Here is a 19,945-nt window from a genome sequence, read left to right on the forward strand (position 1 = left end):
TTCACTCGCGGGTGGCGTCGGCCACCCAGTCCAGGTAGGCGGGCAGGCCGGCGGCGGCTTCGACCGCCACGATCTCGGGGAGTTCGTAGGGGTGCTGGCTGCGCAGCGCTTCGACCAGCGCCGGCAGCTGCGTGCCGGGCGTCTTGGCCAGCAGCAGGACCTCGTCGGCCTGCTCCACCGCGCCCTGCCAGCGGTACACCGAGCGCATCGCCGGCAGCACGCTCACGCACGCCGCCAGGCGCGCGTCCACCAGGGCGGTCGCCAGGCGCTGGGCGGTCTCGGGGTCGGGGCAGCTGCAGAACACGAGGTGGACCGGCATCGCGCCAGTGTAACGGCCGCGGCCCGGGGTGCCGGTCCGCCGGGTGGCCCTTGAAAGCCGCGGCGGCCTCCCCCATCTGCCCTGACATCCCGGCCCAAGACCGGGTTTTGTCCGCCCGTGGCGCTGGCAGTCGTCATCCGCGAGTGCTAGTCTAGCCGCCCTTTTTCCAACCCAGTCAATCACTTGAGAGGGATTGAAATGAGCAATATCAAGCCGCTGTACGACCGCGTCGTCATCAAGCGCACCGAGGAAGAGAAGGTCTCCGCCGGTGGCATCGTGATTCCGGATTCGGCCACCGAGAAGCCGATCAAGGGCCAGGTCGTCGCCGTCGGCGAGGGCAAGGTGTTCGACAACGGCAACGTGCGCGCGCCGAAGGTCAAGGTTGGCGACCAGGTGCTCTTCGGCAAGTACGCCGGCACCGAGGTCAAGCTGGACGGCACCGAGTACCTGGTGGTGAAGGAAGACGACATCTTCGCCGTGCTGGGCTGAGCCCGCCGCTTCGCCGCACTTCCCCATTCGCATCAATTGAACTGAGGTAATTCCGCAATGGCTGCCAAGGATATCCGTTTCGGTGAAGACGCCCGCGCCCGCATGGTCCGCGGTGTGAACGTGCTCGCCAACGCCGTCAAGGCGACCCTGGGCCCGAAGGGCCGCAACGTCGTGCTCGAGAAGAGCTTCGGCGCCCCGACGATCACCAAGGACGGCGTGTCCGTCGCCAAGGAGATCGAGCTGGCCGACAAGTTCGAGAACATGGGCGCGCAGATGGTCAAGGAAGTCGCTTCCAAGACCTCCGACAACGCCGGCGACGGCACCACCACCGCCACCGTGCTGGCCCAGGCGTTCATCCGCGAGGGCATGAAGGCCGTGGCCGCCGGCATGAACCCGATGGACCTCAAGCGCGGCATCGACAAGGCGGTCGTGGCCGCCGTGGCCGAGCTCAAGAACCTGTCCAAGCCGACCGCCGACGACAACGCGATCGCGCAGGTCGGCACGATCTCGGCCAACTCGGACGAGTCGATCGGCAACATCATCGCCGAGGCGATGAAGAAGGTCGGCAAGGAAGGCGTGATCACCGTCGAGGAAGGCTCGGGCCTGGAGAACGAGCTGGACGTGGTCGAGGGCATGCAGTTCGACCGCGGCTACCTGTCGCCGTACTTCATCAACAACCAGCAGTCGCAGAGCGCCGACCTGGATGATCCGTTCATCCTGCTGCACGACAAGAAGATCTCCAACGTGCGCGACCTGCTGCCCGTCCTCGAGGGCGTGGCCAAGGCCGGCAAGCCGCTGCTGATCGTCGCCGAGGAAGTCGAGGGCGAGGCCCTGGCGACCCTGGTGGTCAACACCATCCGCGGCATCGTCAAGGTCGTGGCCGTGAAGGCCCCGGGCTTCGGCGACCGTCGCAAGGCGATGCTGGAAGACATGGCCACCCTGACCGGCGGCACCGTGATCTCCGAGGAAGTGGGCCTGCAGCTGGAGAAGGCCACGATCAAGGACCTGGGCCGCGCCAAGAAGGTGCAGGTCTCCAAGGAGAACACCACCATCATCGACGGCGCCGGCGATACCGGTGCGATCGAGTCGCGCATCAAGCAGATCAAGGCGCAGATCGAGGAGACCTCCTCGGACTACGACCGCGAGAAGCTGCAGGAGCGCGTGGCCAAGCTGGCCGGCGGCGTCGCCGTCATCAAGGTCGGCGCGGCTACCGAAGTCGAGATGAAGGAAAAGAAGGCGCGCGTCGAGGACGCCCTGCACGCCACCCGTGCGGCGGTGGAGGAAGGCGTGGTCCCGGGCGGCGGCGTCGCCCTGATCCGTGCCAAGGCGGCCATCGAAGGCCTGAAGGGCATCAACGAAGACCAGAACCACGGCATCCAGATCGCCCTGCGCGCGATGGAAGCGCCGCTGCGCGAGATCGTCACCAACGCCGGCGAAGAGCCGTCGGTGATCGTGAACCAGGTCAAGGCCGGTTCGGGCAACTTCGGCTACAACGCCGCCAACGGCGAGTTCGGCGACATGGTGCAGTTCGGCATCCTGGACCCGACCAAGGTGACCCGCACCGCGCTGCAGAACGCCGCGTCGATCGCCGGCCTGATGATCACCACCGAAGCGATGGTGGCCGAGGCCCCGAAGAAGGACGAGCCGGCGATGCCGGGCGCCGGTGGCATGGGCGGCATGGGCGGCATGGATTTCTGATCCGGCCGGTCGTACCGAGCGATGCAGGAGACCCCGCCGCAAGGCGGGGTTTCTTTTTGCGGGTCCGGCGGGACCTGCCTGGCACGGCGGGGCCCCGCCACCCCGGGCGCCGGCGGTCGGTGGCGGTCGGTGGCGGTCAGGCGCGCCGGGGCGCCTTGAGTTGGTGCGCGCAGGGCGGTTAGCCTCCGGGACCATGCCGACCTCGCTGTTGATCGTTGACGACTTCCTCGGGCCACGGGACGCCCTGGCCCTGCGCGCGGCCGGCCTGCGGCTGACCTATCCGGACCTGCAGGGGGCCTTCCCCGGCCGCAACTCGGTCGAGCGGATCGAGATCGACGGCCTCGACGAGGCGATCTCGCGGCTGGTCGGCGAACGGCTGCGCCCGGCGCCCCCTCCCCAGTCCCACGCCAAGTTCCGGATCACCCTGGAAAAGGACGTGGGCCGGTCCAAGGTGCATATCGACAAGGCGCACTGGTCCGGGCTGCTGTACCTGAGCCTGCCGGAGGACTGCCGTGGCGGGACGGAGTTCTACCGGCACCTGCCGACCAACAGCGACCGGGCGCCGATGACCGACGCCGAACTGGCCGCCGCCGGCTTCGAGTCGCAGGAGCAGATGAACCGCGAGATCGTCGGCCGGGACACCTGCGACGACAGCAAGTGGGAAATGACCATGCGCGTGCCGATGCGCTTCAACCGCCTGGTCATGTTCCGGCCCTGGCTGTGGCATACCGCGGGTGAGTCCTTCGGCGATTCGCTGCAGAACGGGCGACTGGTGTACCTGCTGTTCTTCGAAGTCGTCTGACCGCTCCGGGACGCCGGGACTTCCGCCGTTGCCGCTGTAACGGTTGCGTGCCCCGGAAGCGGCTGTTATCAATGGCGCCGTGAACACGCCGCGCGCGCCCTTCTATTTTTGGTACTACTTTCCGAAGCCACAGGCGGAGGAAGGGGCACGCGCGTTCTGACGGTACCGAAGCAGAACACACCCCTGAAAGCCGCCAGCGAACCTGGCGGCTTTTTTGTCGCCGGTCGCAGGCGGGACGCATACCCGACCAGGAGCATTTCCCCCATGGCCCCCCACACCGACGACCTGCGCATCCGCCGCATCGACGCGCTGGTTCCCCCGGCGCAGCTGATCGCGCAGATCCCCTGCACCGACGAGGTGTCCGATACCGTCGCCGACGCGCGCCGTGCGCTGCACGGCATCCTGCACGGACACGACGACCGCCTGGCGGTGGTGATCGGCCCGTGCTCGATCCACGACCCGGTCGCGGCGATGGAGTACGCGCGCCGCCTGCGCCCGCTGCGCGACACGCTCGGTGACGCGCTGGAGCTCGTGATGCGGGTGTACTTCGAGAAGCCGCGCACCACGGTCGGCTGGAAGGGGCTGATCAACGATCCCGACCTGGACGGCAGCTTCAACATCAACAAGGGCCTGCAGGTCGGGCGCACGCTGCTGCGCGACATCAACGCGCTGGGCCTGCCCGCCGGTTGCGAATACCTGGACACGATCTCGCCGCAGTACATCGCCGACCTGGTCGCCTGGGGCGCGATCGGCGCGCGCACCACCGAGAGCCAGATCCACCGCGAGATGGCCTCGGGCCTGTCGTGCCCGGTCGGGTTCAAGAACGGCACCGACGGCAACGTGCGCATCGCCGCCGACGCGGTCATGGCCGCGTCGAACCCGCACCATTTCCTGGCCGTGACCAAGGACGGGCGCTCGGCGATCGCCGCCACCGCGGGCAATCCCGACGGCCACGTCATCCTGCGCGGCGGCAAGGCGCCCAACTTCGACGCCGCCGGCGTGCAGTCGGCCAGCGAAGTCCTGGCCAAGGCCGGCCTGCCGGCGCGGATCATGATCGACGCCAGCCACGCCAACAGCGGCAAGAACCCGGAGAACCAGCCGGCGGTGGTCGAGGATATCGCCCGCCAGGTCGAGGGCGGCGACGCGCGCATCATCGGGGTGATGGTGGAAAGCCACCTGGTCGGCGGGCGCCAGGAACTGGTCGACGGCTGCGCGCCGACCTACGGCCAGAGCATCACCGATGGCTGCCTGGACTGGGAGCGTTCGGTCGCCGTGCTCGAGCGCCTGGCGCAGGCGGTGCGTGCCCGGCGCGCGCAGGCCCGCACGGGCGTGGCGGCCTGAGCTTCTCCGCCGGGCCGCGGCCTGCGTGCCTACACGCAGTGCGCGGCGGCGGCATTCGCGGTAGCGTGCATGCGCCCCTGCTGCAGGAAGGTCGCCGACCATGGAAGCACGCACGTGGACGTCTGGCACGGCACGAGAGGCGGTCCGGCGCCGGTGGGCCGGATGGCTGGCGTTCTGGCGCGGCCGGCCGCGATGGCTGCGGCGCGCGGCATGGGCGCTGCTGGTCGCCTACGGCTTCTACCTGCTGCTGGGCAACCTGTTCCTCAACACGCCGCTGGGTCCCTGGGCGGCCAACCGCACGCCGGAGAAGTTCCAGGCGCAATGGGGCCCGGCCTTCACGCTCTACCCCGGCCATGTCGTCGCACGCGATGTCCGCCTGCAGGGCCAGGTGCGCCACCTCTACTGGGACGTGCAGGCGCAGCGCGTGCGCGGGCGCCTGGCGCTGTGGCCGCTGCTGGGCAAGGAAATCCGCGTGCCAGCGATCGTCGCCTCGGGCGTGACCGGCGGTGCCCGCCACGTCGAACGCAACCGCGAGCCGCCACCGCCGCGTGAGGGCGGCTGGACCCTGCTGTTCGACCGCATCGCCGCCGACCATGTCCTGCGCGGCCACTTCGACGAGCTGGTGCTGGAGGGCGACGGCACGGCGGTATTCGGCTTCTCCAAGCAGCTGCGCGGCGGGCCGATGCAGATCCTGCCCTCGTCGGTCCATTTCGACAGCGCGCGCCTGCTGGCCGACGGCGACGAGCTGCTGGACGGGGTCAGGCTCGACGGCACGTTCTCGATGAAGCGCCACACCCGCGCGCAGGCCCCCGGGATGCGCAAGCTGCTGCTCACGGACGGGACGGTGTCGATCGACGGCGAAGGCTCGTCGCTGCGCGGCTACGTCGATCCGCAGGGCCGCTTCCAGGTCGCCACCATCCCCGGCGGCGGCCAGCTCCATGCGCGACTGGAAATGCGCGACGGCGTGCTGCAACCCGGCGGCACGCTGAGCTGGACCGCCCCCATGCACGGGGTGGGCATCACCGGTGCACCGCTGGGTGGCGAGATGCAGGTACGGGCCAGCGTCGACGATGACATCGCGCTGCGCCTGCAGGTGCCGCGTCGCGAAGGCGGGATCCTCGACCTGGATGCGGAGCTGCGCCTGCCGGGCCGCGAACTGCCGACCGGTGGCGGACTGCCGGCCGTGTTGCAGCGCGCGTCGGGACACGTGGTCGGCCACTGGCATTTCCCGTCGCTGGCGTGGGTACCGGCGATGTTCAACGCGCCGGCCTGGCTGCAGCTGGACGGCTCGGGCGAACTGGTCGCCGACCTGCGCATGGAAGCAGGGCGCCCGGCGCCGGGCAGCCATGTCGAGCTGCCCGAGGTCGCGGTCGCCGCCGTGGTGATGGACAACCACATCCGCGGACATGGCCGGGTGCGCGCGGACCTGGTCGCCGGGGACGGCGGGCCGTTGCAGAGCCGCCTGTCGGTCCAGCTGGACGATTACGCGATCGCCGGCGGCTCGACGGCGGCCGTGCCGTATGCGAAAGGCAACGATCTCCAGCTGGATGTCGTCGTCGAGGGCCGCCCCATGCAAGGCCAGGCACTGGGCGCGACCAGCGCGCACCTGCGTTTCAGTGGCGCGCAGGTGCCCGACCTGCGCGTCTACAACCGCTTCCTTTCCGAGCAGATGCGCATCGAGGGCGGCAGCGGCACGGCCAGCGCGGACCTGCGGCTGGACGGCGTGGGCAACATCGGCCACGGCACGGTCAGCGTGCAGGGCCATGGCGCGCGGATGTCGATGGGCGGGCGCCAGCTCAAGGGCGACGTCGCGCTCGACGCGCAGCTCAGGCGCGCGGACCTGGCGCAACGCCAGTTCGTCCTCGACGGCAGCCAGGTGCGGCTGCGCAACGTGAGTTTCCGGGCCGCCGACGGCCAGGCGCGGCAGGGCTGGTGGGCCAATATCGACATGCCGGGCGCGCGGATCGACCTGGCCGCGCCGAATTCGGTGTCCGGCACGGTCGAGGTGGCGGCGCGCGACGTCGGCTTCCTGGTCGACCTGTTCGGCAGCGGCCACGGGTATCCGCGCTGGATGGACCGGCTGGTCGATTCGGGGCAGGCCCGGGCGCGGGCACGCGTGCACTGGCAGGGCGACGCGCTGGTGCTGGACAGCGTGCATGCGAGCAACGAGCGCTACGAGGTCCAGGCCCGGCTGCGGATGGAGGGGCAGGAGCGTCATGGGCAGTTGCTGGCGCGGATGGGCGTGCTGTCGGCGGGCATGGAGCTGCGGAACGGCCGCCGGGACATGCACCTGGTCCGTGCCCGGGAGTGGTTCGACGCCCAGCCCGCGATGCTGCACTGATCGGGAAGAATGCTGTTACCGGTGTCAATCGCGGAGTTTTGCGTATTCAGTTTTCCCCGGCGAAAACGCAAAAATTGAACCTGTCGGTGCTGTTTTGCAGTGCAGCGTGCAAAGCGGCTAACGGGTCCTTCACGATGGCCCCGCATCCCGACGTGGGGGAGGGAGCAGGCCCGCTGGCAGTTCGCTGCAAGCGGGCTTTTTTTTGTCCGGTCTCCGGCGGCTGCGTGACCGCGCGTGCAGGCCGAAGGCGTCCCGCTTCGATCCGCATCCCCCGACCGCGAGCGCCGTGCGGTCTTCGACCGCGCGAGGCGCGCGCGCTCCGGTCCACGCCGGGGTGCGTGCCACAATCGCGGGATGAGCATCCCGCCGGGCCCAAGGGCCGACTCCCCGGACGCCACGGCCACCACGCCCGGATTGCGCCAACGCATCGCCGACCGTGCGCTGTCCACGCTGTCGGCTGCGTCGCCGCGCCACGCCGCATTGCTTGAGGATCCGATGCTGCGCGCCCGGGTCGCGCAGGTGGCGCTGGCGAGCGACTTCGCGATCGACACGCTGCGCCGCCAGGCCGCGCTGCTCGAGCACCTGTCCGCTTCGGATCCGCTGCCATGGCCCGCGCCGCGGCTCGACCCGGCGCAACCGGCCGACTGGCCCGCGCTGCTGCGCCAGTACCGCTCGGCGGCATCCACCCGGCTCGTCTGGCGGGACGTGCTGGGCCTGGACGACGTCGATGCGACCCTGGCCGGAAGCACGCGTCTGGCGGAGGATTGCCTGCGACTGGCGCTGGCTGCGGTCGAGGACGAGTTCGCCGGGCGCCACGGCGTGGTACGCGATGCGCAGGGTGTCGCACAGCGGCTGGTGGTCTTCGGCCTGGGCAAGCTCGGCGGTGGCGAGCTCAACTTCTCCTCCGACATCGACCTCGTCTACGCCTACCCGCACGACGGCGAGTCCGACGGACGCCGCGCGCTCGCGGCCGAAGACTACTTCGCGCGACTCGGCCAGCGCCTGGCCAAGCTGCTGGACGAGGCCACCGCCGACGGCTTCTGCCATCGGGTGGACCTGAGGCTGCGTCCGTTCGGCAACGCCGGGCGCGTGGCGTGGTCGTTCGCGGCGATGGACCAGTACTTCCAGCGCGAGGGCCGCGACTGGGAGCGCTACGCCTGGCTGAAGGCGCGGGCGGTGGCCGGCGACATCGACGCCGGCGAGGCATGGCTGGAAACGCTGCGGCCGTTCGTCTACCGCCGCTACCTCGACTACACCGCGCTGGACGGGCTGCGCACCATGAAGGCGGCGATCGTGGCCGAGGTGCAGCGCCGCGACATGGCCGACGACCTCAAGCGCGGACCCGGTGGCATCCGCGAGGTCGAGTTCCTGGTGCAATCGCTGCAGCTGATCCGCGGCGGCCGCGAGCCGGCGCTGCGCGGCCGACGGCTGCTGCCGGCGCTCGAAGCGCTGGTGGCGGCCGGCCAGATCGCGCCCGACCACGGCCGTGCGCTGGCCGACGCCTACCGGTTCCTGCGCCGACTGGAAAACCGCGTGCAGATGCTGCGCGATGCGCAGACCCATGCGCTGCCGGGAGGCGAGGAAGAGCGCGAGCGCTTCGCGCTGGCGCTCGGCTACGACGGCTGGGATGCGCTGCAGCCGGTGCTCGAAAAATGCCGCGCGGGCGTGTCCGCCGAGTTCGACGCGCTGCTGGTGCCGCGCAGGGGCGAGGCCGCGCCTGACGCGCTGGAAAGCTACTGGCGCGCGCTGCCCGATGGCGGCGAAACGCGGGTCCTCGCCGATGCCGGCTTCGCCGATGCCGCCGGTGCGGACGCGGCACTGCGCGATTTCGCCCGCGGCAACGGCGTGCGTGCGCTGTCGGATGCGGCACGGACGCGGCTGGACCGGGTGGTGCCGGCGCTGCTGGGCGCGGCGGCGCGTTCGGCGCAACCGGATGCGGCGCTGCGGCGCCTGCTGGGCCTGCTGCAGGCGGTCCTGCGCCGCGCCAGCTACCTGGCCCTGCTCGACGAACAGCCCAGCGCGCTGGCGCGCCTGGTCGACGTGCTCGCACGCAGCGCGCTGCTGGCCGAGCGCATCGCCGCCTATCCGCTGCTGCTCGACGAGCTGCTCGATACGCGCGTGGCCGGGCCCATGCCCGATGCGGCGGCGATGGCCACGGCGTGCGCGGCCGCGGCGCAGGCCCAGGCCGACGACCCGGAGACGGCGCTGCGTGCGCTCAACGAGGTGCGGCTGGCGCTCAGTTTCCGCATCGCCCTGGCCACGCTGGACCGGCGGCAGCCGGCCGAGGACAGCGCGCGGCAGCTGGCCGCGCTGGCCGACGCGGTGGTGGTGGAAGTGCTGCGCATGGCCGACGCCGAAGTGACCGCCGCCCATGGCGCGCTGCCGGGCGGGCGCTTCGCCGTGGTCGGCTACGGCAGCCTCGGGGGATCCGAACTCGGATTCGGTTCGGACCTCGACCTGGTGTTCCTCTACGACGCCGACCCGTCGGCGGTGTCGGACGGCAAGCGGCCGCTGGAGCCGGCGCGCTGGTATGCCCGGCTGGCGCAGAAGATCGTCGCGCTGCTGGGGGCCGTGACCAGCGCCGGTCGCCTGTACGAGACCGACATGCGGCTGCGCCCGGACGGCGGCAAGAGCCTGCTGGTGTCCACCCTGGCCAGCTACGAGGACTACCAGCTGCAGCGCGCATGGACGTGGGAGCACCAGGCCCTGGTGCGCGCCCGGCCGGTGGCCGGCGATGCCTCGCTGCGCGCGGACTTCGAGCGCATCCGCGCCGGCACGCTCGGCCGGGTGCGCGACGGGTCCGCGCTCGCCGCGGACGTGTCGCAGATGCGGCAGCGCATGCGCGCCGAGCTGGACCGCAGCGACGCGGCGCGGTTCGACCTCAAGCAGGGCGCGGGAGGCCTGGTCGACCTCGAGTTCCTGGTGCAGTACCTGGTCCTGCGCGAGGCGGCGGACCGCCCGGCCTTGCAGCAGCCGCGCGATACCGCCGGCCTGCTCGCGGCGCTGGGGCGCGAAGGCGTGCTCGACGCCGGATCCGTGGATGCGCTCGCGCAGGCGCATGCGGTGTTCCTCGACGTCGGCCTCGCCTGCACGCTCGACCGCCGCCCGCGGCTGGCGGAGCCCGGCGCGGAGGTGCAGGCGGCGCGTGGACAGGTGGTCGCGGCGGTGGCCGCGCACGGGCTGGCATTCGATCCCTGACGCAGGCGTCGCACGCCGGGGCAGCGAGGAATCAGGACGTCAGCATCTGCCGCAGCTGCGTGGCGATCCGCGCGGTCTCGCGCAGCGGTTCGGCGGCGAACGGCTCGAGGTCCCCGCCGGCCTCGCGGATGCGCCCGCGCGCCTGCAGCGCGCGCACGAGCGAACCGATGCGGCCTCCGGCGACGCCGGCGTCGGCCACGTGCACCGGCGCGGCGGTCGCGCATGCCTCGGACAGCATGTTCGCCGAGTCGGGGGTGCAGACGATCCGGTCCGCGCACGCGAGCATCCCCGCGTAGGGATTGACGCCGCTGCCGTCCCACAGCAGGCCGGGCAGGCCCTGGAGGTGCCGGTGCAGCAGCGCGCGCGCGGTCGCCGGCGTCCGCCTCGACACGGTCGCGAGCAGGCTGCCACCTTCGCTGCGCACCCTTCCGGCCAGCACGCCGAGCAGGTGCCGCAGGCGGTCGTCCCGCCACGGCGCATGCCGGGTCGGGCCGCCCACCAGCAGCACGGTGCGCGGGCGCGGCAGGTCCATCAGCGCGGGGAAACGGTGCGCCGCGTCGGCCAGCCAGGCCTCGTCCACCGGATTGAGGCTGCCGAGCAGGGTGAGGACGTTCGCCCCCCGCAGTCCGTCGTGCTCCGGGGCCACGACCACGTCCCAGTGACGGGGATCCAGGCGCGGATCCAGGATCTGGACCACGCGCGCGCCCTGTTCGCGCAGCAGGCGGGTGGCCAGCGCGCCCTGGCGGCCACAGCCGATCGCGAGCGCGGGGGGCTGGCGCAACGCGGCGGCGAAGCCCTCGCCGAATGCCTGCGCGGCGCCGGGCAGGCGTCGCGGCGCCAGCCAGCGCCACGGAGCACGGGGGACGAGCGCGGGCGCGGACGCGCCAAGCCCGAGGGCGCCAGCCAGCGCCGCGGCCTGGCGTACGTTGCCGGCGTGGCCGTCGGTGAGCAGCCAGGCATCGGCACCGCCCCCTGTTTGTTGCGTAGACGACATTAATTCGTTCCGCAAAGGCTTCACAAAACCATGGGTGCAACACTCTACACTGGCGCCACTTTCGAGCCGCCGGCCGCACGGCCCGGCGCCAGACCGAACTCCAAGGGACCGATCATGCCGCACCCGCTGAACGATGCCGCGCTGGACCAGCTGTTCCGCACCGCACGCACCTACAACGCATTCTCCGGCGAGGTCAGCGACGAAACCCTGCGCCAGCTCTACGACCTGCTGAAGTTCGGCCCGACCCAGGCCAACACCACGCCGGCGCGGTTCGTGTTCGTGAAGTCGCCGGAAGCCAAGGCCAAGCTGGGCCCGGCGCTGGCCGAAGGCAACTACAAGAAGACCATGGCCGCCCCGGTGACGGTGATCATCGGCCGCGACGAGGATTTCCACGAGAAGCTGCCGTACCTGTTCCCGCACGCCGACGCCAAGGCCTGGTTCGACGGACCGCGCGACGGCCGCGAAAAGCCCTCGCTGCGCAACAGCTCGCTGCAGGCGGCCTACCTGATCGTCGCCGCGCGCGCGCTGGGCCTGGACGCCGGCCCGATGACCGGCTTCGACAACGCCAAGGTGGACGAGGCGTTCTTCGCCGGCACCCGCGTCAAGTCCGACATCCTGGTCAACCTCGGCCACGGCGATCCGGCCAGCATCTACCCGCGTTCCCCGCGCCTGTCGTTCGACGAGGCCGCGCGCATCGCCTGACGCGCGCCGCCCACCCACCCACCCGCCATCGAAGGAGCCTTCCCATGCGCATCCGCCTGCTTTCCGCCGCCGCCCTGCTCGCGTTCGCCGTCGCCCCGGCCTTCGCCGCGCCGGTCACCTACACGCTCGACCCGACCCACACCAACGTGCTGGCCCAGTGGAACCACCTGGGCTTCTCCAATCCGTTCGCCAACTTCGGCGACGTCGAGGGCACCCTGGTGTACGACGCCGCCAACGTCGGCGCGTCCAGCGTCCAGGTGACGCTGCCGCTGTCGGGCTTGGAGGCCTTCAGCGCCAAGTTCAACGAGCACCTGCGCAGCGCCGATTTCTTCGACGCCGCCAAGTACCCGGCCGCGACGTTCAAGAGCACCCGGGTCGAGGCCGCCGGCGAGGGCAAGCTGAAGGTCACCGGCGACCTCACCATCAAGGACGTGACCAAGCCGGTCGTGCTGGACGTGACCCTGAACAAGGCCGGCGTGCATCCGATGAGCAAGGCCCAGGCGATCGGCTTCGACGCCACCACCACCATCAGCCGCACCGACTTCGGCGTCGGCGCCTACGTGCCCAACGTCGGCGACAAGGTGACACTGCGCATCACCACCGAAGCGGCGGCCAAGGCCAAGTAAGCCGGCGGTCTCCCCCTCCCCCCCGCCGCGCGCCGGCCCGTGGATCACGGGCCGGCGTTTTTGCGGGTGCGCCACGTGAGCCGCCCTGCGACCCGCCCCCGCCGCACTGTTAGAATCCGGGCCTGTTCCGCCGCATCCGACCGCACGCCATGACCACGACAGCCAACGCGCCCGCCAACGCCGAGAAGCACTACACCGTGCACCGCGCCGACCTGCCGCTGAGCTGCCCGACCCCGGAAATGGCGCTGTGGAACTCGCACCCGCGCGTCTACCTGCCGATCCAGGACGAACCCGGCCTGAAGGCGCAGTGCCCGTACTGCGGCGCCGTCTACCAGCTGGTCGACTGACGCCCCGGCCCCGCATTCCCGCGCCGGACCGGGCCGCCCGGCGATGCGCCGCCTGACCGTGGTCCAGCTGCTGCCGGCGCTGGAGTCCGGCGGCGTGGAACGGTCCACCCTCGAGATCGCCGCCGCCCTGGTATCGGCCGGCCACCGCGCGATCGTGGTATCCGCCGGTGGACGGCTGGTCCCGGCCCTGCTGGCCTCCGGCGCCGAACACGTCACGATCGACATCGGCCGCAAGTCGCCGGCCGTGCTGGGCCGCGTGCCGGCCTTGCGCCGGCTGCTGCGCGACGAGGGCGTCGACATCGTCCATGCGCGATCGCGCCTGCCGGCGTGGCTGGGCCGGATGGCGCTGGCGACCCTGCCCGCGGGGCGGCGGCCACGCTGGGTGACCACGGTCCACGGGCTCAACTCGCCCGGCCGCTACAGCGAGGTGATGGCCAGCGGCGAGCGTGTCGTGTGCGTCTCGGCGACCGTGCGCGAGCATGTACTGCGCCACTATCCGGCCACCGACCCGGCTCGGCTGCGGGTGATCCCGCGCGGCATCGAGCCCGGGCAGTTCCCGCGGCGCCCGCATCCGGACCCCGCGGCGCGGCAGTACGTGGCGCAGCGCCACCCGGAACTGGCCGGCCATGGCCCGCTGCTCCTGCTGCCCGGGCGCGGCACGCGGCTGAAAGGGCATGCCGATGCGCTGCACCTGCTGGCCGCGCTGCGCGCCGGGCCGTTCCCCGGTGCCCGCCTGTGGCTGCCGGGGGCGCGCGAGGCCGGGCGTGGAGCCTACATCGGCGAACTGGAAGCGCTGGCGGCCGGGCTCGGACTCGATGGCGCGGTGGCGTTCACCCCGCCCACGTCGCGCATCGCGGAGGCCTACGCCGCCAGCGACCTGGTGCTGCAGCTGTCGCGCAAGCCCGAAGCCTTCGGCCGCACCGTGGTCGAGGCGCTGGCGGTGGGGCGGCCCGTGGCGGGCTGGGCCCACGGCGGCGTGGGTGAACTGCTGGCCGGGATGCAGCCCCAGGGTGCGGTGGCGCCCTTCGACGCGGCCGCGCTGGTGGTGGCGGCCGCCTCGCTGTTGCGCGCGCCTCCGCGCATGCCCGATACCATCCCCTTCACGCTGCAGGCGATGCAGCAGTCGACCCTGGAGCTGTATGCCGAACTGGCCGGCTGAGCGGCAGGCGGTGGAGGCGCCCGCCTTTGCATGGACGCCGTACTGGATCGTCGGGTTCGTCGCGCTGTGGCCGCTGCCGGGGCCGGCCGAGGCATGGCTCGGACTGGGCGCAATGCTGGTCCTGGCGCAGATGCTGGCCACCACCGCGCGCGGTGGCCCGATGCCGCTGGACCGGCGCGCGGCGTGGCTGGCCAGCGCGCTCTTCGCCGCCTACTGGTTGCCCGAAGTGCTGTCCGCGCCCGACGCCTTGGACCGCGGGCGCGCGCTGAAGGAAGTCGCCGCCGACCTGCGCTACCTGCCGTTCCTGTGGGGCGTGGCGATCGCGCTGCATGGCGTGCGCGGGCGAAGGATCGTTTTCGCGGGCGTGGCGGTGGTGGCCGGCGCGTGGTCGATCGACGCGTGGCTGCAGGCCGCCACCGGCACCAGTCCGATGTTCTGGAGCCTGGATGCGCTCAAGCGTGCCGCCGGGGGCGAGGGCTTCTGCAGCGCGGCCGAACTGCTCGCGGCGGACCGGCTCGGCGGCGTGTTCGGGCCGTGCAACCTGAAGCTGGGCCTGGTGCTGGCCAGCCTGTCGCCGTTCGTGCTGGCAGCGGCCACGCGCCGGCTGGGCGTGGCCGGGTGGTGCGCGGCGGCGCTGGTGCTGGGCGTGGCGATCCTGCTCGGGGGCGCGCGCGCGGCATGGCTGACCTACGGGCTGGTGCTGGCCTTCTCCGGCTGGCGGGTGCTCGGAATGCGGCGATTGCTCGCCGTAGCGCTCGCCGGCGTGGTCGCGATGACCACGCTGTACATGATCTCGCCGCAGCTGCAGCAGCGCGTGGAACGCACCGCGATGGTGTTCCAGGCGGGCCCTGACGGCGTCGACGGCGCGCTCTCGGGCCGTGCGCGGATCTGGCAGGGCGCGGCCTGCATGGCGGCCGCGCATCCGCTCAATGGCGTCGGCGTCCGCGGTTTCCGCGTGGCCTGGCCCGCATGCGACCCGGCGCCGCAGGACGCGCCCGCCTGGGGGAGCGGCGAGGCCTACCATGCGCACCAGCTGGTGCTGGAGCTGCTCAGCGAGACCGGCGCCGCCGGGCTGCTGCTGTGGCTCGCTGGCGCGTGGCTGGTGTGGCGCAGCTGGCGCACGGCGGACGTCGCGGCGCGCGAACGCGCGCGGCCCGCATTGCTCGCGCTCGCCGCGACCGTGTTCCCGCTGAACACGCACCTGGCCTTCTATTCGACCTTCTGGGGCGGGCTCACGCTGCTGCTGTGCGGCCTGTACGCCGGCGCGCTGCACGGGCGCGGCGACGCGTGATGCGCCGCGCTCACTCCGCCGGCGGGCGGTCGTAGTAGTCGCTGCGTCCCTGCGGCTGCCGCTTGAAGCGGCGGTGGATCCACAGGTACTGAGCGGGCGCCTCGCGCACCATCGCCTCGATCGCCGCGTTCACCCGGCCGGTGTCGGCCACCACGTCATCCCCCGGGAAATCGGGCAGCGGCGGGGCGACGCGCAGCACGTAGCGGCCCCCCTCGCGGCGGTGGAAGAAGGGCACCACCGCGCATCCGGTCAGCCGCGCCAGCTGGTGGGTGGCGGTGATCGTCGAGGCGGGCATGCCGAAGAAGGGCGCGAACACGGTGTCCTTGCCGCGCATGTCCTGGTCGGGCGCGTACCAGAGGAAGCCGCCGCGCTTGAGGTGGCGGACCGCGCCGCGGATGTCGCCGTTGCCGAACATGGCGGTCGCGTAGCGCAGGCGGCCGCGCTTGACCGCCCATTCCATCACCGGGTCGCGGTGGCGGCGGTACATGCCGGCCAGCGGCACGTGCTCGCACATCAGCCGGCCGCAGATCTCCAGGGTCATGAAGTGGCCGGAGACCAGCAGCACGCCGCGGCCCTCGTCGCGCAGTGCCTGCAGGTGTTCCAGCCCCTCGAAGTCCAGGCCGCGTCGCACCGGCCCGATGCCGCCCCACCAGGCGCGGGCGAACTCGAACAGGCCCACGCCCAGCGCGTCGAAGCTGTCGCGCAGCAGGCGCGCGCGCCACTGTGGCGACTGGTCGGGAAAGCACAGCCCGATGTTCACCTCGGCCGCGTGCCGGCGGGTGCGGGCCAGGCGCAAGGCCAGCCAGCCGATGCCACGGCCGATCGCGCGCTGCCACAGCCACGGCAGGCGCGCGGCGGCGACCATCAGGCCCAGGCCGAGCCACATCGGCCAGTGGCGGGGGGTGAGCGGCGGGCGCGGCGGCGGGGAGTCGGGCGCGGTCATGCGTCGATTCTACGGCTTCCTCCACGATGGCGAGGCGTGGCCTCGGCTATGCTCCGCGCATGCCGAACGTAGCCATGCGGAAGGAACCGGGCGAAGGCGCGTTGCGCGCGCTGTATTCGTTCGCCCTGTACCTGCTTTCGCCTTTCACGCTCTACCACCTGATCTCGCGCGGCTTCCGCGTGCACGAATACTTCCGCCGCTGGGACGAGCGGTACGCCACCTACGGGCGCCAGCCCGGGCGTCCGTGCGTGTGGCTGCACGCGGTATCCGTCGGCGAGGTCAACGCCGCCGCGCCGCTGGTCAACGCGCTGCTGAAGCAGCGGCCGGACATCCGCTGGGTGATCACCACGATCACGCCGACCGGCTCGGACCGGGTGCGCGCGCTGTGGGGCGAGCGGGTCGAGCACGTGTACCTGCCCTACGACCTGCCGGGCAGCACCGCGCGCTTCCTGCAGCATTTCAGGCCCAGCCTGGCGCTGATCATGGAGACCGAGCTGTGGCCGAACATGCTGTTCGGCTGCCGCGACCTGCGCATCCCGGTCTACATCCTCAATGCGCGGCTGTCGGCGCGCTCGCTGCGCGGCTACCGCCTGCTGCGGCCGTTGATCGGCCGCGCGCTGCGCACGGTCAAGTGCGTGGCCGCGCAGTCGGCCGCCGATGCGCGGCGGTTCCAGAAGCTCGGCGCCCGCGCCGACCAGGTGCGGGTGCTCGGCAACCTGAAATACGACGTGGCCGTGCCGGACGGGCTGGACGAGTTCAAGCGCGCGTTCGCCGCCGCGCTGGGCACGCCGCGCCCGGCATGGCTGGCCGCGAGCACCCACGAGGGCGAGGAGGCCGACGTCGTGGCGATCCACCGGCGCCTGCGCACGCGCTGGCCCGACCTGCTGCTGCTGTGGGCACCGCGACACCCGGAGCGCTTCGCGCGCGTGCAGGCCCTGGCGGGCGATGCGGGCTGGCGGGTCGGTACCCGCACCCGCGGGACCTGGCCGCAACCGGCGGACGATGTCTTCGTGATCGACACGCTCGGCGAGCTGATGGCGTTCTATGCCTGCGCCGATGTCGCCTTCGTCGGCGGCAGCCTGCAGGCGATCGGCGGCCACAACCTGCTCGAGCCCGCGGCGGTGGGCACGCCCGCGGTGACCGGACCGCACCTGCACAACTTCGCGGAGATCTCGCGGCGCATGGACGAGGCCGGCGCGCTGCGCATCGGCGCCGATGCCGATGGGGTGGCGGCGGCGCTCGAGGCGCTGCTGGCCGACCGCGAGGCGCGCGGGGCCATGGCCATCGCCGGCGGGGCCCTGGTCGACCAGGGGCGCGGGGCGCTGGAGCGCACCCTGGGCCTGGTGGCCGACGACCTGCCAGCCGCCGCATCCGCGCCCGCCTTCCCGGACGCGACCCTGGCGGTTTGACCGGTCGAAAAACAACAGGGCCGCCCCGGGGGGCGGCCCTGCATCGTCTCCGCGCTCCGGCGCGGCGTTACTGCTGGGTCGCCGCCGGATTGGCCAGCTGCGCTTCCGCGTCGACGGTGAGCATGTTGTTGACGATGCGCATCTGCTCGATATCCAGCTCGCCGACGGCCTGGGCCAGCAGCAGGCGGTTGAGCAGGAAGTTGTAGCGCGAGCGCGCGTACTCGACCTGCGCCTGGAACAGGGTGCGCTGGTTCTGGACCACGTCCAGCACGGTGCGGGTGCCGACTTCCAGTCCGACCTGCGAGGCGTCGAACGCGCTCTGCGCCGAGACCACGGCCAGCCGGCGCGCCTCGACCTCGCTCACGCCGGCGACCAGCGCCTGGTAGAGGTTGCGGGTGTTGCGGTCCAGCGCGCGGCGCTGCTGCTCGTACTGGTCCTGGGCGACGTCGCGCTGGGCCAGGGCCTGGCGCACGCGCGACTGGGTCGCGCCGCCGCTGAAGATCGGCACGCTCAGGGTCAGGCCGATGCTGGTGCCGGTGCTGTCGCCGGTGGCACCGCCACCGCCGCCGACGCTGTCGCCCCATGCCGCGTCCTTGCCCCAGCCGCCGCCCAGCGACAGGGTCGGGTAGTGGCCGCCGCGCGCGGTCTGCACGCTGGCCTCGGCCGCGTCGCCCTGCAGCTGGGTCGCACGCAGGGCCGGGTTGTTGTCCACGGCGCGGGCAACCCAGGCGTCGGCGTCGGCATGCTGGGCCGGCAGTTCCGGGCGGAAGTCGACCGGCAGGCCGCGCAGGCTGTTGACCGGCTGGCCGGTCAGTTCGGCCAGGGCCTGGTAGGCGTCGGCCAGCGCGTTGCGCACCAGGATGGTGTTGGCGCGCGCGTCGTCGTACTGGGCGCGGGCTTCGTGCACGTCGGTGATCGGGGCCAGGCCCACTTCCAGGCGCTTGTCGGCGTAGTCGAACTGGCGCTTGCCGGCGGCTTCGTTGGTCTCGGCGGCGGCGAGCGATTCGATCGCCACCAGCACGTCGAAGTAGGCGGCGGCGGTGCGCACCATCAGGTCGTCGTTGGCGGCGTCCAGGGTGAAGTCGGCCGCTTCGCTCAGCGAGCGCTGCGCGCGCAGGTTGGAGAACTGGCCCCAGTTGAACAGCGTCTGGCTGGCGGTGACGCCGTAGCTGCGGCTGGTGCCGGTGAAGGTGCCGCTGACGCCGTCGTACTCGGTGCGCGACCTGCGGATCGAGGCGTCGCCGGAAAGCTGCGGCAGCAGCAGGGCGCGGGCCTGGACCTCGCCTTCCTTGTCGTACAGCGAGCTGGATTCTGCGATCGCCAGCTGCGGATCGCCGTTGCGGGCCATCTCGTAGGTCTGCAGCAGGTCGGCGGCCTGGGCGGCACCACTGGCGAAAGGCCCGGTGGCGAGGGCGGCGGCCAGTGCCAGGGCGAGGGAACGGCGGATCATCAGCGGCTTCCTTTCTAGGTGTGCGGCCTGCGCTGGACTGCAGGCCGTCGAGGGGGAATGTCGTGCTGGCCGCGCCGCGGGGCGACGGTCAGAACAGGAACTGCGGGACCGGCTCGGCACCGTACAGGTAGGCCAGCTCGGTCTCGAACAACGATTCGGTGGTCGCGGCGTTGACCGCCTCGCCCCGGGTCAGGCGCACGGCCTCCATGACCGGGGCGCGGCCACGGACCACGAACAGGCGGCCACCGGGACGCAGCCAGGGCAGGAAGCGTTCCGGCGCATCGGCCACGGCCGCGGTCACGCAGACCGCGTCGAAGCGGCGCTCGCCGGGCTGGTAGCACAGCGCGTCGGCCGTTTCGATGCGGACGTTGGTGCCCAGGCCGGTCGCATCCAGGCGTGCCCGCGCGGCGGCGGCCAGTTCCGGGACCAGTTCCAGGCTGACCACTTCCCGGGCCAGCGCGCCCAGGCAGGCGCTGATGTAGCCGCTGCCGGTGCCCACTTCGAGCACGCTGTCGCCGGGCTGCAGCTGCAGGGCCTGGAGCATCCGGCCCTCGACCACCGGCTTCATCATGCTGGCGCCATGGCCGAGCGGGAGCTCCAGGTCGGCATAGGCCAGCGCGCGGTGCGCCTCCGGCACGAACGCCTCGCGCGGCAGGCGGCTGATCACGTCGAGCACGCCCATGTCGAGCACGTCCCAGGGGCGGACCTGCTGTTCCACCATCAGTTCACGGGCGCGGGCGTAGTCGATCGTCATGGGGTAGGGTCATCCAACGCGGGAGGCCGGGCATTCTACCGGGCCGGACCGCAGCTTGCCGGCAAGGATCGCCGTGGCCCGC

Annotated in this window: 17 protein-coding genes; 12 read left to right on the forward strand and 5 right to left on the reverse strand. The window is 72.1% G+C overall.

What is annotated here, in order from left to right; genetic code table 11:
- Position 1 precedes the first annotated feature (1 nt).
- Positions 2 to 319, reverse strand: coding sequence for a divalent-cation tolerance protein CutA (gene cutA / locus ACA089_RS14800; protein ID WP_372018241.1), 318 nt, complete (start codon positions 317 to 319; stop codon positions 2 to 4).
- A gap of 198 nt (positions 320 to 517) precedes the next feature.
- Here cutA and groES point away from each other — a divergent pair, with 198 nt between their 5' ends.
- The 6 genes from groES to glnE all read left to right on the forward strand — a co-directional run bounded on the left by groES (position 518) and on the right by glnE (position 10,188).
- Positions 518 to 808, forward strand: a complete 291-nt coding sequence (gene groES / locus ACA089_RS14805) for a co-chaperone GroES (RefSeq protein ID WP_052631102.1) — start codon at positions 518 to 520, stop codon at positions 806 to 808.
- Positions 809 to 865: 57 nt separating this feature from the next.
- Positions 866 to 2,506 (forward strand): chaperonin GroEL, encoded by a 1,641-nt coding sequence (gene groL, locus ACA089_RS14810; RefSeq protein ID WP_372018244.1) that lies wholly within the window; start codon positions 866 to 868, stop codon positions 2,504 to 2,506.
- A gap of 193 nt (positions 2,507 to 2,699) precedes the next feature.
- Entirely contained in the window at positions 2,700 to 3,308 is a 609-nt protein-coding gene (locus ACA089_RS14815) for a DUF6445 family protein (RefSeq protein ID WP_372018247.1), read from the forward strand.
- Positions 3,309 to 3,572: 264 nt separating this feature from the next.
- Entirely contained in the window at positions 3,573 to 4,649 is a 1,077-nt protein-coding gene (locus ACA089_RS14820; RefSeq protein ID WP_372018250.1) for a 3-deoxy-7-phosphoheptulonate synthase, read from the forward strand.
- A 100-nt stretch (positions 4,650 to 4,749) separates the two neighbouring features.
- Positions 4,750 to 6,990, forward strand: a complete 2,241-nt coding sequence (locus ACA089_RS14825; RefSeq protein WP_372018253.1) for an AsmA family protein — start codon at positions 4,750 to 4,752, stop codon at positions 6,988 to 6,990.
- Positions 6,991 to 7,485: 495 nt separating this feature from the next.
- Positions 7,486 to 10,188 (forward strand): bifunctional [glutamate--ammonia ligase]-adenylyl-L-tyrosine phosphorylase/[glutamate--ammonia-ligase] adenylyltransferase, encoded by a 2,703-nt coding sequence (gene glnE / locus ACA089_RS14830; RefSeq protein ID WP_459077398.1) that lies wholly within the window; start codon positions 7,486 to 7,488, stop codon positions 10,186 to 10,188.
- A 31-nt stretch (positions 10,189 to 10,219) separates the two neighbouring features.
- On the opposite strand, the gene ACA089_RS14835 is transcribed toward glnE, so the two are convergent.
- Positions 10,220 to 11,182 (reverse strand): mitochondrial fission ELM1 family protein, encoded by a 963-nt coding sequence (locus ACA089_RS14835; protein WP_372018258.1) that lies wholly within the window; start codon positions 11,180 to 11,182, stop codon positions 10,220 to 10,222.
- 114 nt (positions 11,183 to 11,296) lie between these two features.
- Here ACA089_RS14835 and ACA089_RS14840 point away from each other — a divergent pair, with 114 nt between their 5' ends.
- The 5 genes from ACA089_RS14840 to ACA089_RS14860 all read left to right on the forward strand — a co-directional run bounded on the left by ACA089_RS14840 (position 11,297) and on the right by ACA089_RS14860 (position 15,307).
- Positions 11,297 to 11,884, forward strand: a complete 588-nt coding sequence (locus tag ACA089_RS14840; RefSeq protein ID WP_372018259.1) for a malonic semialdehyde reductase — start codon at positions 11,297 to 11,299, stop codon at positions 11,882 to 11,884.
- A 44-nt stretch (positions 11,885 to 11,928) separates the two neighbouring features.
- Positions 11,929 to 12,510 (forward strand): YceI family protein, encoded by a 582-nt coding sequence (locus ACA089_RS14845; protein ID WP_372018261.1) that lies wholly within the window; start codon positions 11,929 to 11,931, stop codon positions 12,508 to 12,510.
- 149 nt (positions 12,511 to 12,659) lie between these two features.
- A complete protein-coding gene (locus ACA089_RS14850) occupies positions 12,660 to 12,857 on the forward strand; it encodes a zinc-finger domain-containing protein (RefSeq protein ID WP_372018264.1) in 198 nt (65 codons plus the stop codon).
- Between the two features lie 43 nt (positions 12,858 to 12,900).
- Positions 12,901 to 14,016, forward strand: a complete 1,116-nt coding sequence (locus ACA089_RS14855) for a glycosyltransferase (protein ID WP_372018267.1) — start codon at positions 12,901 to 12,903, stop codon at positions 14,014 to 14,016.
- On the forward strand, positions 13,997 to 15,307 hold the full coding sequence (locus ACA089_RS14860) for an O-antigen ligase family protein (RefSeq protein WP_372018268.1): 1,311 nt from the start codon (positions 13,997 to 13,999) through the stop codon (positions 15,305 to 15,307). Before ACA089_RS14855 ends, ACA089_RS14860 begins: the two co-directional genes overlap by 20 nt.
- 10 nt (positions 15,308 to 15,317) lie before the next feature.
- Here ACA089_RS14860 and ACA089_RS14865 read toward each other — a convergent pair whose 3' ends face one another.
- Positions 15,318 to 16,250 carry an LpxL/LpxP family Kdo(2)-lipid IV(A) lauroyl/palmitoleoyl acyltransferase gene (locus tag ACA089_RS14865; RefSeq protein ID WP_372018271.1) on the reverse strand — a complete coding sequence of 311 codons (933 nt, stop codon included), beginning with the start codon at positions 16,248 to 16,250 and terminating at the stop codon, positions 15,318 to 15,320.
- Between the two features lie 74 nt (positions 16,251 to 16,324).
- Here ACA089_RS14865 and waaA point away from each other — a divergent pair, with 74 nt between their 5' ends.
- Positions 16,325 to 17,659, forward strand: a complete 1,335-nt coding sequence (waaA, locus tag ACA089_RS14870; RefSeq protein WP_372018274.1) for a lipid IV(A) 3-deoxy-D-manno-octulosonic acid transferase — start codon at positions 16,325 to 16,327, stop codon at positions 17,657 to 17,659.
- A 67-nt stretch (positions 17,660 to 17,726) separates the two neighbouring features.
- Here the strand turns inward: waaA and ACA089_RS14875 are convergent, their stop codons facing one another.
- Entirely contained in the window at positions 17,727 to 19,109 is a 1,383-nt protein-coding gene (locus ACA089_RS14875) for a TolC family outer membrane protein (protein ID WP_372018276.1), read from the reverse strand.
- Between the two features lie 88 nt (positions 19,110 to 19,197).
- Positions 19,198 to 19,863 carry a protein-L-isoaspartate O-methyltransferase family protein gene (locus ACA089_RS14880; protein ID WP_372018277.1) on the reverse strand — a complete coding sequence of 222 codons (666 nt, stop codon included), beginning with the start codon at positions 19,861 to 19,863 and terminating at the stop codon, positions 19,198 to 19,200.
- Positions 19,864 to 19,945 lie beyond the last annotated feature (82 nt).

Source organism: Pseudoxanthomonas fibrivorans (genome assembly GCF_041464125.1).
Lineage (GTDB): Bacteria > Pseudomonadota > Gammaproteobacteria > Xanthomonadales > Xanthomonadaceae > Pseudoxanthomonas.